Source organism: Clostridium sp. MB05 (assembly GCF_046581255.1).
Classification (GTDB): Bacteria; Bacillota; Clostridia; order Clostridiales; family Clostridiaceae; genus Clostridium.
Genome location: NZ_CP174370.1, coordinates 1,276,095 through 1,291,921, shown reverse-complemented (window position 1 = coordinate 1,291,921; position 15,827 = coordinate 1,276,095). Strand labels below are relative to the sequence as shown.

Sequence of the window (15,827 nt, the reverse complement as noted above, 5' to 3'; positions counted from 1 at the left end):
ATTAGTAACTACACCAAATCCTGATGTTATTGTGGTTACTATGATATTATAATTAGTAACTACACCAAATCCTGATGTTATTGTGGTTACTATGATATTATAATTAGTAACTACACCAAATCCTGATGTTATTGTGGTTACTATGATATTACAATTAGTAACTACACCAAATATTGATGTTATTGTAGTTACTATGATATTACAATTAGTAACTACACCAAATCCAGCTAATATTATTAATTCTATAAAAAAGAAGAATTGTAAAATGAATTTGAAATGTCATCTTACAATCCTTCTATATTTTATTTCTAGTAAACTCTATTATTCTTCTCTTTTTCTTTTCTTTAAAGTTTTAGCTCCTGCAATAACTGCTCCAGCTCCTAAAAGTAACATTACTGTAGATGAAACAGCTGCTCCAGTACTAGGTAATTCACCACCTTTTCCGTTGTCTTTATTTGGCTTATTGTTTCCTGAATTATTGTTTCCATTATTTCCATTGTTGCCTTGGTTATTGTTATCTCCATTATTATTGTTATTACCACTGTTTCCTTCGTTGTCTTTTTTCTCTTCTAAACTAGCTACAGCTAATTCTAAATCTTTAACGGCTTTTTCTACAATTGAATTAGTGGCTTCTTCATCATCTAAAACTTCACTTGCTCTATTTAATGCAGCCTTTAAATTTCCAACTGTCTTATTAGTATATTTAGATAAATCCATTTCCTTAACTTTATTTATTAAATCATCAAGTTTAGACTTATCCGGCTTTAATCTTAAATCAATATATGATTTTAATAAATCTTCATAAACTTTATTTACTTCAACTTGTGTAGCATCTTCTTTTTCATATATAACCTTAGCATGTGCTAAAACTTCTTCTACTTTTGCCCATGTAGATGGTATATATTCTTCCTTATTTAACGCTTCAATCTTTTCTATCATATTCTTAAGATTTAATTTATTTGCAGGCTCTGGCTTAACCTCTAACTTGCTAATAGCATTAACTAATTTATCATGAGCCTCTTTAACTTCCTTCTCTAAAGCATTTTCATCTGCTGATACCTTTTTAGCTTCTTCTAATACTTTTTGTAAGCTTGACCAAGTTTCTTCAGTGTACTTACCTTCAATTAAAGCTTCAACTATTTCAATCTGTCTATTAAGCTCTGTCTTATCTCCAGCCTTAAACTCAAGCATATGAATTGCATTAACCAATCTAGTAAATGTTTCATTAACTTCTTCTGTAGTAGCGTCAACCTTAGCATAAACTTTATTAGCATCTTCTAATGCAGCTCTAAACTCTTTAACAACCACTGGTACAACACCTTCTAAAGCTCCATTAGCTTCAGCATCTACCGCATAATCTATTGCCATCCTTAATGCTGTTTTATCAACTTCACCTTGTTCAACTTCTCTTTCTAAAGTTATTCCATATTTTACTTCTTTAAGTCCATTTTCAGATCTTACAGTAACCTCTAGCTTCTCTGAATTATCTACAGTATAAACTACAGATGCTGATGCATTGTTAGTTGCATCTACTGTTATTGCTGGTAAATCTTCATTAGCCTTTAACTTTATTGTATAATTATATCTATCTGAAGCAAAGCTTTCTAAATCTTTTCCATTAACTTTTATTCCATTTACAATGAAATCTGAATTTTGTACTACTCTCTGTTCAAAGGATTGCATTTCTCTTATTGCTAAACCTTTACCACTCTTAGCTTTCATCTTTATTCTTAAAGCCTTTGTCTTTACCATATCAAAAGTATAATAATTTGTATCTGTCGGTGATGTAATTTCTGGATTAGAAACTAAATTAGATACTTTTACCCAATTACTATCATCGTTAAATGGGTTTTCTGCCTCCATTAATACCTGTCCTGGTTTATTTGGTAGAACAACCTTATCTCCAACATAATATTGTATTTCAAAACTTTCTGGAAGGCTGCATCCATGATCTTCAAAGAAATTAACTTCTAGATTATTTATATATTTATCCTCTGGTACATCTGTTCCGAATATAACTCCAACCCAATCACCACTTCTTCTTGAAGCGTCTGCCCAGTTAGTCCATCTCTTATTATCTATCATTTCATCATTTACAGATTTAATGGTATCATATGGTTCATGTGTATATGAAGCTATTGCCATTGCCAAATCGAAACCTACTCTTGTTCCTGCAAAGTTAATACCTTTTACAGTTACATCAGTTACTCTGATACTTGCATTTACAATTTTATCTGTTCCTTCTACTGTTCCATTTACAGCAAAAGTTCCAACTTTACTTAATAGCTCTTTATCATAATCTTCCCAAGTAACAGGAAGATCAACTATTGTTCCATCTGTATAGTAAGACTTTACCGTTTGTGGAAGCTTTGGTTCCACCTTTACATTAGTTGCAAGTGAAACATTTTGTACTGCTGATAACCCCTTAACAACCACTTTTGCCTTAGCTTTTAATGCTTGTCCTTCAACAGTTCCTTCTACTTCAAATACCCCGTACTTATTATAAAAATCTTCCTTTATATTATCCCAAGTAATCTTTACCTCTCTAGGTAATCCAATATCATATATTGCTTTTACCTTTTCTGGTAATATTGGTGCAACTCCCTTGTTCGTTTCTACATTTACTTTTTCATATGAAATAATCGTCTTTTTAGCTGGATTCTTTCCAATATTTATTTCTATATCTTCAGTACTAACAGTCTTACCTTTATAAGTTACTTCCGCATTTAGAATTACTGTTCCTTCTGTATAAGCATATAACTTACCATTGTCTATTTTCGCTTCCCCAGAATTCTTAGAAGATATGTTATATTTAGCTTGTATTTGATCTTTGCCAATTGAAGAAGCATCTTCTAATGTTCCCTCTATTATAATATCAACAATATCATCCTCAATTATATTCTTCTTAGATAATTCTATTGTTGCTGAAGTTAATTGTGGATCACCTTCTGAAAAATTAACTATATAACTATTAGTTTTTCCATCTTCTGCTGTAACCATAACAGTAGCGTTACTATCAACATTTAATGCTGGAACTACAAATACACTTGCATTATCCTTAGCAGTAGCTATAACTACTGGTACCTTTGAAGCATATGGTAGATTAATTGCATACTGATTGGTCTTCTCATTAAAACCTTCAATACTAGCATCATTTACTTTAATATCACTTAATAACGCTGTAGCATTACTCTCTACTACATTAGAGTAAATGTAAAATTCAGTAATACCAACTGCCTTATTAGCTACAGTATCCTCTTTTAATAAAGTTCTTATTTTAGTTGTATCTACTTCATCAAAAGTAATTTCTTCTGTGCCTTCTGCTGAAAATCCTGTTGTCTTACTTTGATTAGAAACAGAAACCCATTCATTACCGTTCCAATATTCAACTAAAATCTCACTCGGAATAGCAACTCCACCATCAGTATATAGTGAAATTCCTATTTTACTTATAGAATATTCTTTATCAAGCTCTATACCAACATATTCATCATAGTTTTCTCCAGGTTTCCCCCAGTTTGTCCATCTGTTTTTAGGGCTACTCACCTTAGAAACTATACCATCATTTATATTATTTACACTATCATATAGACTAAAGCCATCAAATGCTCTTGGATATGTCTTACCTTCATTTAATGCTATATTTACTTCTTTAAAATTATTAGATACAACTACAATAGCTTTAGGATGTAAGCTTTCTACACCTGCAATCTTACCTTCTATTGTAATAGTTTTAGGTGAATTAACATCCTCTGCTGTTAACTCTCTCTCCCAAGTTACTGGACACTTCTCTATACTTCCATCATTACTTACTACTGACACTTCAGTCGGAAGCTTGTCTTTCTTTCCAACAGGTAATAACATCCTAGAATCTAATACCCCAATAATATCTTTAACTATTACTTTAATATTTACTGGAATATCACTACCTGCTACAGTTCCCTTAACTTTAAATATTCCAGGAGTTTTTAAAGCATCCTCTGGAACTGAATCCCACATAACATCTACTTCTTTTTTGCTTCCATCTGCATAAAGTGCTGTTACTTTCTCTGGAAGCTTTAGTTCCCCATTAATAGGTACTGTAATATCACTTACATTATATCCAAGAATCTTATTTTCACTTAATTTTTCTTCCGGTACAGTGTATACTGTTGTGTTATCAGAAGAAAGTCCCGGACTTGTTGCTTTTAATGTAAATGAACCAGCATTTTTTGTTGATTGAACAATAACTAAAGCCTTACCACTAAAAGCTTTTCTCTTATTATCTTTATATCTCTCAGCAGTTGCAGCATTACCATTGTCAACACCAACAATTTTACCATTACCTTTAACGTCAAAATTTATTAAGTTGTCAGCATCTGGAACTAAAGTTCCATTTTCATCAACTACATCAACTGTAATAAATGATAAATCATATCCATCTGCAGTTATAACTTGTCTATCTGCGCTTAAATCAATCTTTTTAGCATCATTAGCAGTTTTAACTACATCTCTTGCAATTTCTTTACCCTTTTCATCCTTTGCAACAGCAGTTAATTTACCTGGTTTATAAGGAACTCTAAATTCTAAGTGAAGCTTGCCATCCTTAGTCTCTTTATAAGTTCCATTGTAACCTGCATTTGTAACTTCATATGCTTTACTTTCTACTAAGTTACCTAAATCAGTACTTGTTACATCTTCATTAAAATATAAGTCAACAGAATTAGCATTAGTATATGCATATACTAATATCTTATCTCCATCAACCTTTATACTATCATCATTCTCCCAATTCCAATGTGGTAATAAATGAACCATTGGATCATCTGACCATTGACTTTGATAGAAATAGAATGCATCCTTCTCAAATCCAGCTGTATCTATAGCTCCAAAATATGAAGATTTTGATGGAAATTTATCATAATAAGGAGTTGGTTCTCCTATATAATCAAAGCCTGTCCAAATATATTCTCCTAGTACATATTTTCTATCTCTATTTATCTTCCATGAGTCTTCTGCTGTTTTACCCCACGCAACACGATCATTATCATAAGAAGATTGTTGTAAATCTGGATGATTATCGCCTATACCAATTTTTTCTGGATGTGCATATACTCCTCTACTTCTTACAGCAGAAGAAGTTTCTGAGCCATAAATTATCCAATCTGGATATTTTTCTTTATATTTATCATATTCATGTTCCGCATAATTAAAGCCTACAGCATCTACAGTACTAGATACGTTTTCGCAAGCTCCCCCCCCAAATGCAAGTTGAATTTCTGCAGTTGTTGTAGGTCTTGTAGTATCAATTTCCTTAGCCCACTTCTGAAGATTTTTTGCTACTTCTAACCCCTTAGATTCACTTGTTTCCCATATTTCATTTCCTAATGACCACATCATTATACTTGGATCATTCTTTCCTCTATTAACCATTTGTTTAAGATCATACTCTGCCCAAGTCATATCTCCATGAATTGATTTTTGCTCAAAAAATCTTGCATAATCATATGGATTCTTTCCGCCATACCAAGTATCAAAAGCTTCTTCAACAAGAAGAATTCCCTCTTCATTACAAATATCTATTAAGTGTTGTGAAGCAGGATTATGAGTAACTCTTATAGAATTTACTCCCATCTCTTTTAACTTTTTAACTTGTCTTCTTATTGATGTCTTATTATCAACAGCTCCTAAAGAACCTTGGTCATGGTGCATACATACACCTTCAAGCTTCATTTGTCCTCCATTTAAGAAGAACCCGTCATTGGTAGTCATATTAAACCATCTAATACCAAAATCTGTTTCATACTCATCTACTATTTTATTATCAATAATTACAGTAGTAGCCACATTATATAAATATGGATTTTCAGTTCCCCAAAGTATTGGATTATCAACAGTTACATCTGCATTGAATTTCTTAGTAGCACCTGAACTAACTACTTCAGTAGTTACATTTTCCGCTACGCTATTTTCTTCGGCATCTACTATAACTGATTTAACGCTTACTTCTTTGTCTGTAGATTCCTCATTCATAATATCTGTTTTAATATTAACTTTAGCTCTACCTAGTTTGTATTCGTTTTCTAAGTCTGGTGTAGTTACATAAGTACCATATTCTGCAACATGAACATTTTCAGTTACTGTAAGATTAACATCTCTATATATACCACTACCTGAATAAAATCTACTACTTGGTTGCTTATTATTTACCTTTACTGATATAACGTTTTCAGTAACGCCATCACATATTACATCCTTTGTTATGTCAAATGAAAATGGGGTATATCCATAAGGATTATTACCTATTTGCTTTCCATTTACATAAACATAACTATCCATGTATACTCCACCAAAGTTAATGCTTATTTTCTTTCCTTCCATTTCTTTAGGAAGCACAAAACTCTTTCTATACCAGCCAATTCCACCATCTAGATATCCCCCATTATAGCGTCCTGGAGAATTTTTATTAAAATCTAACTCTATGCTCCAATCGTGAGGTAAGCTTAAATTTCTCCACTGACTATCGTCAAAATCTTTTTCTTTTGCTTCTGCTACATCCCCTAAATTAAATTTCCAATCATCATTAAATAATATAGTTCTTTGTGATTCATTATTTATAGTACTAACTATTTCACTATTATCTCTTGCTATAGTATCTGCCAATGTTGTTATTCCTGAAGAAGTCGTAATTACTACTGTAGCTATAACTAAGCTTAATATCTTTTTAAACTTCATACTTTATCTCCCCTCATCATTTTAACCATCTTTTGTCAATACCCTTTAACTAAACGTTTTATTCTTACCTCCTTAAATCTTCTATAAGATATTTTCCATATTAAACTTTAAACTATCTTACAAAATATCATCATAATTGACTTAGCTTACATATTTAATTGTAGAACCTTAATAAATTGACTTCTATACGAAAAACTTAACAAATGTATGAAAATTCTTAACTTTAATGTAAAAATCTAAATTTATATTAGAAAATTATCCTTATTAATTTATCAGTTCAAAAACCTTTTTCCCTTTGTTTAAGCTAAAAAAAGCCATCTATTTAGTACAAAAGTACTTTAGATGACTTTTTAAAGCTATAATAATATTAAATTTAATAACATTTGTTAGTGCGACAGCCCTATATTTAAATTTATTTTTTCATTTTAAACATTATTCTCTTTTTCAATTCTTTTCAGATCCCCATATATTACTGTCTTTATAATAATTTATCCCCTTATTTTTCATTATCTCCCCGTGTTTCTCTAATCTAATCTTATATTCATTCCAATCCCTAGACTCTTTAGGGGTCCAGCCTATTTCAGAATAACCTAATAATCTTGGATATATCATATAATCCATAGCTTTTGTATCAGAAATTGTTTCTGTCCATAATGGTGCTTCTATACCTAAAACTAATTCCTTTGGAGCATAATCAGTAGGATCCCATTTATATGCAGTTTCTACTGGAATATAACCTGCCCATGTTTCTCCATATGGTGTGCTCTCGTTATATTTCATATCTAAATAAGCTTTGTGTGCAATTGAAATAATAATTTTCATGTTTTTTGCTCTAGCTGCCTCATTTGAATCTTTCCAATTTTGTAATACTACACTTGAATCTATTTCTGGAGATGTATCAATTGGGTCCCAACCTATTGGAGTCTTTCCATATTTCTGAACTATTTTAGATACTCTCCCTACAAAATAATCATAATCTTCTTTTTTAGTACTATCTGCTTCGTCTCCTCCTATATGAAAATATTTTGAAGGTGATATCTCAGAAATTTCCCTAATTACATCATCAATAAATTCATATGTCTTTTCATCATGAGTCATAAAAGAACTAAAACCTACTTCTGTACCTGTATATAAAGGTTTCTTTTTACCATCTGGATTTAAAAATCCATAAGAAGCCAGTGCTGCATTAGTATGCCCTGGCATATCAATTTCAGGGATTATTTCTACATATCGTTCAGCTGCATATTTAACTAAATCTTTAAACTCTTCTTGTGTATAGTATCCTCCAGGTCCACCCCCTACTTGTGTACTTCCACCTATAGTAGTTAAGTCTGGCCATTTTTTTATTTCTATACGCCACCCCTGATCATCAGTAAGATGTAAATGAACCCTATTTATTTTGTATTGAGCAGCAAGATCTATTTGACGTTTAATTTCATCTACAGTAAAAAAGTGCCTAGCTACATCAATCATTAATCCTCTATGCTCATATTCAGGTTTATCATCTATTATTGAAACTGGAACACTCCATTCTACATTAGTTACTTTAGTTCCTTTATCAATTTCTGGCGGAAATAACTGTCTTAATGTTTGAACTCCTCTTGAAATCCCTTCTGGCTTGTATGCAATAATCTTAACCATTTCTGGAGTAGTTACAATTTTATAACCCTCATTTCCATCTTCTTCTTCTCCTCCTATAGTAGTTAAATAAATACTACCAGGTGTAGGATTATCACCTTTAATAATATTTAACTGAAATCCTGTTGAAGCTTTTAATTTTCCCTTTATAAACTCTGCAATTTTAACAATTTCTTCTGTTTCTTCTTCAGTATTCCCTTTCACATAAATTGAAGAATCTTTTTTAAGTATAAATTTCCCTTCTCCACTTTCATAGCTTATAGGTTTAGGAATAATATTATTATTATTCCTACTTTCTCCTAAAAAAGTTGGTTCTGATTTACTAGTCTCCTTAGACATAGCTTTGAAAGAAACTACTCCTAGTACTAGAAATACCATCATTATAGATATTATAGATATGAATTTCCAATATGTATTAGATTTATTTTTCATTAATTAATCCTCCTTACATATATAAGATATTTACTTTATTAAATATTTTATATGGTAACTGCTTTGAAGCATTCATTATTATTTTATAACCTAAATCCGATAGTATATACTATAAATTGTTGATAAAATTAAAATACTTATAAATATAGAAATATACTAATAAATAAAGGTCTATCCTTTAGATAAACCTTTATTCTATATTATTTCATATTAAATTTTATCTTATACCTCAATTATAGATTTTGCCAGGGCACACTCTGAATCCTTCCTATTTTATATCACTTCGCAAAAATTTCTTCTCCTCCTCCAGCAAATCTAAACCGAGTGTTCCCCCTGGGTTCATAATATTATCAGGGTCAAAATGATTCTTTAAAGCACGGAAAATGCTATATTCATTTCTGCCTAATGAGCCCTCTAACCAAGGCCCAAACATTTTACCAATACCATGATGATGACTCATTGAAGCTCCTGCTTTTTGAATTGCATCAAGGATACCTGCATGGTATGCTTTATATTCTGCCGGGTCACTCATCTTTGCTATAAAGATAAAGTATAAATTTGCTCCTTGAGGATAAACATGAGACATATGTGTCATACATATTGTATTAGGTCTGCTTTTACAGTAAGCTCTTACATCACGATGAACTTGAGACATATTGCTCCAATTTACACTACACTCCATAGTATCAGTAACAATTCCAAAATCCTGCATAGTATCACGCATATATGGATCATTAAAACGTCCCTTTTCCCATGATTTTGTAACTATCCCTGTTAGGTTCATCCCTTCATATTTCTTTGCAACCTTCTTTGCAATCCTCGCACAGTTTTTGCTAAATCCCTTTTCACCATTGGTAAATCCAAGGAATAAACACATTTCCCCTTCTTTGAATCCTTTAATATTAAATAATCGTCTTAATGGACTTTCATCTACTCCATACAACCTTAGCATAATCTTAGTCTCTTCTGGATCAGATAAACGAAATACTGATGGAAATCCAGCTTCACTTTGCATTATTTCCCTTGCAGCTTTTTGTGCTGTTTCCCAATCTTTAAACATAAATGAAAATCTCTTAATTGTCTCTGGAGTATGACGAAATACTTTTAGTGTTACATGAGTTAAAACTCCAAAAGCCCCTTCTCCACCCATCATAATTTGTCCAATATCAGGTCCAGTAGCCTTTCTTGGATAGGAATCTGTTTTAATATTGCCTATTGGCGTTGCATATTCTTGACCCATTACAATATCACTTATACATCCATAATAGGTACTGTTTTGTCCAGCTCCTCTAGTTACAACCCATCCTCCTACAGATGAATATTCAAAACTTTGTGGGAAATGACCACAAGTATAAGCTCTTTCTGCTTTAAAAAGCTTAACAGCATTATTTAATGTTTCTTCTAATTTTGGACCACTCATCCCTGCTTCAACAGTAATTGTTTGATCTACTTCATTAAATGATATAACCTTGTTAAATCTTAATCTCATATCAAGAGAAATTCCACCTCTTGTGCATTCAACTCCTCTTGTAACACTTGAGCCACCACCATAAACATAAACAGGTATTTTTTCCTCTGTGCAATAAGCAACAATCTTTTCAATTTGCTCTTTTGTATCAGGATAAATAACTACATCTGGAATATTCTCTATAATCTTATTACGAAGACGTAAAATATCATACATAGTTTTTCCATAAGCTACTGATAACCTAGAATAATCATCTGTACGTACAAAGTCTTCACCTACTATGTCTTTAAATCTATCAATTTGTACCTTACTTAATTTACAAGGAATATCATATTTAACTTCATCAAAGCCCAAATCTTCTTTGTATTCCTTAAAGAATTCATCATCTAATCCAAAGGTTTCTTTAATCATCTTATATAAGCTCTCTTTTGGGGCTTTAATCTGTGATGGTTCCCCCCACTTGAAAATAGAACGGTAAGATTTTTTACTAAATTTTTCATTAACCCACTTTGGTTCAAAATCTTTATATGGATGTGACATAATTTTCCTCCTCTTATTAAGTAGTAATAATTAATTTTCTTTATATCTTTTCATATTTACTAGCTACTTAAACTAAATATTTATTTAAGTAATATTCTTTTTATATAAAGGTAAAAGCTTTGGAAATATCTTTTTATAAACTTCATTAAATAATTTTTCATATAATTTGTGCTCTTTCATATCAGGTATAAATTCATCTTTAATATGAACCATAGCTTCTACTGCTTCATCTATATTTGAGAAAACACCTTTTGAAATAAAAGCAACTATAGAACTTCCAAGTCCACTCGCTTCATGAGTTTGAATGCGACAAACAGGAATCCCAAACATATTAGCTGTTATTTGACATATTTTATCACTTCTAGATCCTCCTCCAGCAACAAAAACCTTATCAACTTTAAGCTTTCCTCTTCTTTCAATAGTTCTCATTCCATCTAATAATGCAAAGTTTATCCCTTCAATTATAGCCCTGTATATATGTGTTCTTGTATGAATATCAGAAAAACCTATAATTGCTCCTCTTGCCTTTGGCATTACCACGCCTGGAGTAAAATATGGCTGGAATATAAGACCATTACAACCTGGCGGAATTTCTTTTAACCTTTCGTTTAACAACTCTTCAGGATCAATACCTTTTTCTTTTGCCTGCTCTACCTCTTTTGCTGCAAACTCTTTTTTAAACCAAGATATAAGCCAATATCCACGATAAATCTGCACTTCTGGATTATAGTGATTTTTTAGCACTGCAGGATAAGCAGGAATAAAAGGTAACGGCTCCATATATCTATCAGTAGTAAGTTGTATAGTTGCAGTAGTTCCAAAGCTAATAGCTGCTTTATTAGGTGTTGAGCATGAAAGTCCAAGTGTTTCGCATCCTTTATCTGACCCTGTAGCTATTAAAGAAAGATGTGTTTCAATTCCAGTCATTTCACTAGCCTCTAAAGAAATTTCACCAATAATTTCTCCTGGTTCAACTAAGTCGCATAGCTTTTCCTTCTCTACATCAAATATACATCTCTTAATATTATTTGCTCCCATCCATCCTCTTGATTTGCTATCAAAAGGTATATGGCCAATCATATTAGCGCAGGAATCAATAAATTTCCCTGTAAGCTTATAATTTAAATATCCCGATAATAATAAGTATTTATATGTTTTATCCCATATTTCAGGTTCATAAGTTTTTATCCAGTTACAAGCAGATACTTTCCTTTGTAGCTCAACAGCTTCCCCCATTCCAATTAAATTGAATAAAAGTTTTGTTGTCATCTTTATTGGTTCCATATCTACTGTTTCTCTTTTATCTAACCACAAAATTAAATCTCTTAAAGATTCTCCATCTTTATCTACACAAATATAACTCCCTCTAATTGTTGTACATGTTACTGCAATTATATCCTCCCATAGTTCACCACATTGATTTTTTAACTCTAAACTTACCTCACAAAGAGATTCCCAATAGAAATTTGCACTTTGTTCTGCCCAGCCTGGTTCTTTTGCATAATAGGGCTGTGCATATTTCTTTTGTGACTTCATAACAATATTTCCATTGGCGTCTACCAGCATAGCTCTTGCACTTTGAGTCCCCATATCAAAGGTTAATACCAAAGGTGTAGACATAATATTACTCCCTTCATTTATTAATACTATTTGTTGCAATTACATTACAGCCACTCCCTAAAATGTTTTCAAGAATAACATCTCCACAGTTAACTTCATAATCTATAACTATTTTATTTAATACTTTCATAGCATCAAATACTTTTTCCTTTGGAATTTCTCCATCAGTGCGTACTGGTAAAAGTGGCATTTCCTTAAAAATAGTTTTTACTGTAGTTGTCAAGGTACGTACTGGGTTTATTATTTCACTTTTTGCAAACTCTTCCCCACGTTTGCAATTATTTCCCGTTACACTTATATTTTCTCCTTGCATTTCTACGGAGAGCTTACAGCCCATTGGACAAACAATACATATCATATCCATTTATTTATGCACCTCTCTTAATGAAAGCTGAATATTACTATTTTCATATATTTCGACTTTATTAAAATTTACTACTATACGTTCCATCTCAGGAGGACGTAAACTTCTATATTTCTTACTAAAAATCTCTTTATTATCAACTGTTAGAGTTAAAATAGTTTCACCTCTCTCTTTATTTGAACGAAAAAATATAACTGTCTTATCAGAAACTTTATTAATATCAATTCTTTGTGGTATGGTATATAAAAAGCTATTATCTGAATTAATTTTAGCCATAACACGATTACTTTTAGAATAATTTGCTGCAGCCTTTCCTGCCGATTCTCCACTTTCTGATACATAATCTACAAGGTCATTTACATGCATAGCGTTACCACAGATAAAAATCCCATCTTCCATTGTCATATAGTTTTGATCAGCTATAGGTCCTTTTGTTCTTGTATCTAAAGAAATATTTAATCCCTCAGCTAGCTCATTTTCTGGAATAAGTCCAACTGACAAAATTAAGCTATCACATTCTACTATTTTTTCAGTTCCTTTTATAGGATTCATGTTTTCATCTACCTTTGCAATTTCCACAGAGGTTAATCTTTCTTCCCCAAATACCCTTGTTACTGTATGACTTGTATAAAGTGGAATATTAAAATCATCTAAACACTGTGAAATATTACGCATAAGTCCGCTTGGTGTAGGTTTAGCTTCATATACGCCTAGAACCTCTGCTCCCTCAAGAGTTAATCTACGAGCCATAATCAGTCCAATATCACCGCTTCCAAGAATAATACAACGTTCAGTAGGTAACTGTCCTAAAATATTTGTGTAATACTGTGCAGTTCCTGCTGTAAAAATACCAGAAGGCCTTGTACCATGAATCCCAATCTGTTTTGCTGTACGTTCACGGCAACCAGTGCTTAATACAAGACTTTTTGCTATAATCTTACGAACTCCACTTCTGCTTACTAAAGTAAGATGAATTAAATCCTTCTCTTTCTTAATATTAATTACAAAGGTTAATAATTCCACTTGCACATTACTTTTTTTAACTTTTTCTATAAATTTTTGTGCATACTCAGGTCCAGCCATTTTCTTCTTAAACTTTACGAGCCCAAATCCATCATGAATACATTGTTTTAATATTCCACCAAGGCGACTTTCACGTTCTATTAATATTACCTTTGCACCTTCACTCTCTGCTGAAAGTGCAGCTGCAAGTCCTGCTGGTCCTCCACCAATAACTGCAACATCAAATCTTTCAACATCATTCATTTTCTATCTCCTCCTTTGTGCTACGATAAACAATATTACTTTCTTGGCCGTTTTTAAAAACGTCTTTTAATTCTATTCCCTTTTCTTCAGCAATAACTTGTACTACTAATGGACTACAAAAACCACCTTGACAACGCCCCATCCCTGGTCTTACACGTCTCTTTACTCCATCTAAAGTGTCACAAGGCACAGACCTACGTAATGACTCTATTATTTCTCCCTTACTTATTTCTTCACACCGACAAATAATCACGCCATAATCAGGATTATCATTTATTAGCTTATTCCGTTCATCTATATCAAGTTCAGAAGTTCTTACTATCCTCTTACGATAAGGATTAAAGTTCTTATTCTTTTCAATATTATTATTCTTTGAAAGTAAATCAACTGTCATTTGGGCTACATCTACAGCAATTGCAGGTGCTGCAGTTAAACCAGGTGATTGTATCCCTGCAGCATGTACAATATTTCTAGTAAAGTGTCCTTTTTCTATTATGAAATCCTCTTCATATGTAGCCGCTCTAACACCAGTAAAATAGGTTATTATATCAGATCTACTTAATAATGGAGAAATTTCCTTTTGCCTTTCAAATACTCTTTTAATACTTTCAGCATTAGTTGAAAAATCCTCTTTATTATGAGTTTCTATAGCATCTGGTCCCACTAATAAATTACCATCTATGGTGCTTACTACTCCTCCACCTTTAGATTTTGCTTTCTGTGTATCTACTGTTCCCATTAAGGAAGCAATAGTATTTACTTGAAAAGCTACTTTTTTATCTAAGATAGAATTTGTTCCCTTTCTAGGATGTATTGAAAAAAAGTGGTCCACTGCCATTTTGGCAATATCTTCGCTAAAGACACCTGCTGCATTTATTACAATCTTAGGGTAAACTGTGCCACGATTTGTAGTTATACTTTTTATAACTCCATCCTCAACCTTCATATTAAGTACAGCAGTATCAAGGCTTAATTTCACTCCATTATCAACTGCATTTTCAGCATAAGCAATAGTTAACCCATAAGGGCAAACAATTCCTGCACTTTTAAAGAAAAGTCCACAACTAATATTTTTATTTAAATTAGGCTCTCTTTTTAGTAATTCCTCTTTACTCACATAACTACAAGGCACATTCATTCGTTTCCAGTGCCTTGGAGCTAAAGGTAATATATATTTCATAAATTTACTTGTAAACCCTAGATACTGGCCAGTTCTTTTAAAAGGTACATCTAACTCTTTACAAATTTCATCATACATTTTATTTCCTAGTGCATTATACTTCTGTTTTATCTGTCCAATTTTCAAATCTATACCCGGATGTATCATTCCATCATTTCTACCTGAGGCATGAAGTGCAACATCATGCTCTTTATCAACTAATAAAATACTTAAGTTCCATTTGCTTAGTTCTCTAGCAATAGCACATCCAACAATTCCAGCTCCAATTATAATAGCATCAATTTTTTTTCCTTCAAGAACATTATCCCTTAATGAAGGGATCTTCATAGGCATAGCCTTAATACTACTACAAGTAATATTGTTAACAACATGCCTTCCACTTTTTCTATCAGCACATATACGACCTGCATTTACAACATCATCCCAGCTATTTAAATTGCCACTTAATGTTATAATATTATCTTTTTCTGTTACGCTAATACTATTCCCAAACTGCTTGTATAATTTTTTCTTAAGCTTGTTTAGTGACTGCATTATCTCATCTCCTTTGTCAGTCAACCGACTGACTTAATTCATTAATCTAAATATATTCAGTTATCTTTGGA

At 32.0% G+C, this 15,827-nt stretch carries 7 protein-coding genes; all 7 read right to left on the bottom strand.

Annotated features, from left to right (window positions below):
• Window positions 1-321: 321 nt before the first annotated feature.
• Window positions 322-6,714 (bottom strand): Ig-like domain-containing protein, encoded by a 6,393-nt coding sequence (locus ACH36K_RS06110; protein ID WP_411170064.1) that lies wholly within the window; start codon window positions 6,712-6,714, stop codon window positions 322-324.
• A gap of 444 nt (window positions 6,715-7,158) precedes the next feature.
• Complete coding sequence (locus ACH36K_RS06105) at window positions 7,159-8,784, bottom strand: family 20 glycosylhydrolase (RefSeq protein ID WP_411170063.1); 1,626 nt, start codon at window positions 8,782-8,784, stop codon at window positions 7,159-7,161.
• 268 nt (window positions 8,785-9,052) lie between these two features.
• Window positions 9,053-10,792 carry an FAD-binding oxidoreductase gene (locus ACH36K_RS06100; protein ID WP_411170062.1) on the bottom strand — a complete coding sequence of 580 codons (1,740 nt, stop codon included), beginning with the start codon at window positions 10,790-10,792 and terminating at the stop codon, window positions 9,053-9,055.
• Between the two features lie 84 nt (window positions 10,793-10,876).
• Entirely contained in the window at window positions 10,877-12,412 is a 1,536-nt protein-coding gene (locus tag ACH36K_RS06095) for an FGGY-family carbohydrate kinase (RefSeq protein ID WP_411170061.1), read from the bottom strand.
• Window positions 12,413-12,425: 13 nt separating this feature from the next.
• On the bottom strand, window positions 12,426-12,776 hold the full coding sequence (locus ACH36K_RS06090; protein WP_411170060.1) for a DUF1667 domain-containing protein: 351 nt from the start codon (window positions 12,774-12,776) through the stop codon (window positions 12,426-12,428).
• Window positions 12,777-14,042 (bottom strand): NAD(P)/FAD-dependent oxidoreductase, encoded by a 1,266-nt coding sequence (locus ACH36K_RS06085; RefSeq protein ID WP_411170059.1) that lies wholly within the window; start codon window positions 14,040-14,042, stop codon window positions 12,777-12,779.
• Window positions 14,035-15,756, bottom strand: a complete 1,722-nt coding sequence (locus ACH36K_RS06080) for an NAD(P)/FAD-dependent oxidoreductase (RefSeq protein WP_411170058.1) — start codon at window positions 15,754-15,756, stop codon at window positions 14,035-14,037. Before ACH36K_RS06080 ends, ACH36K_RS06085 begins: the two co-directional genes overlap by 8 nt.
• Window positions 15,757-15,827: the final 71 nt, after the last annotated feature.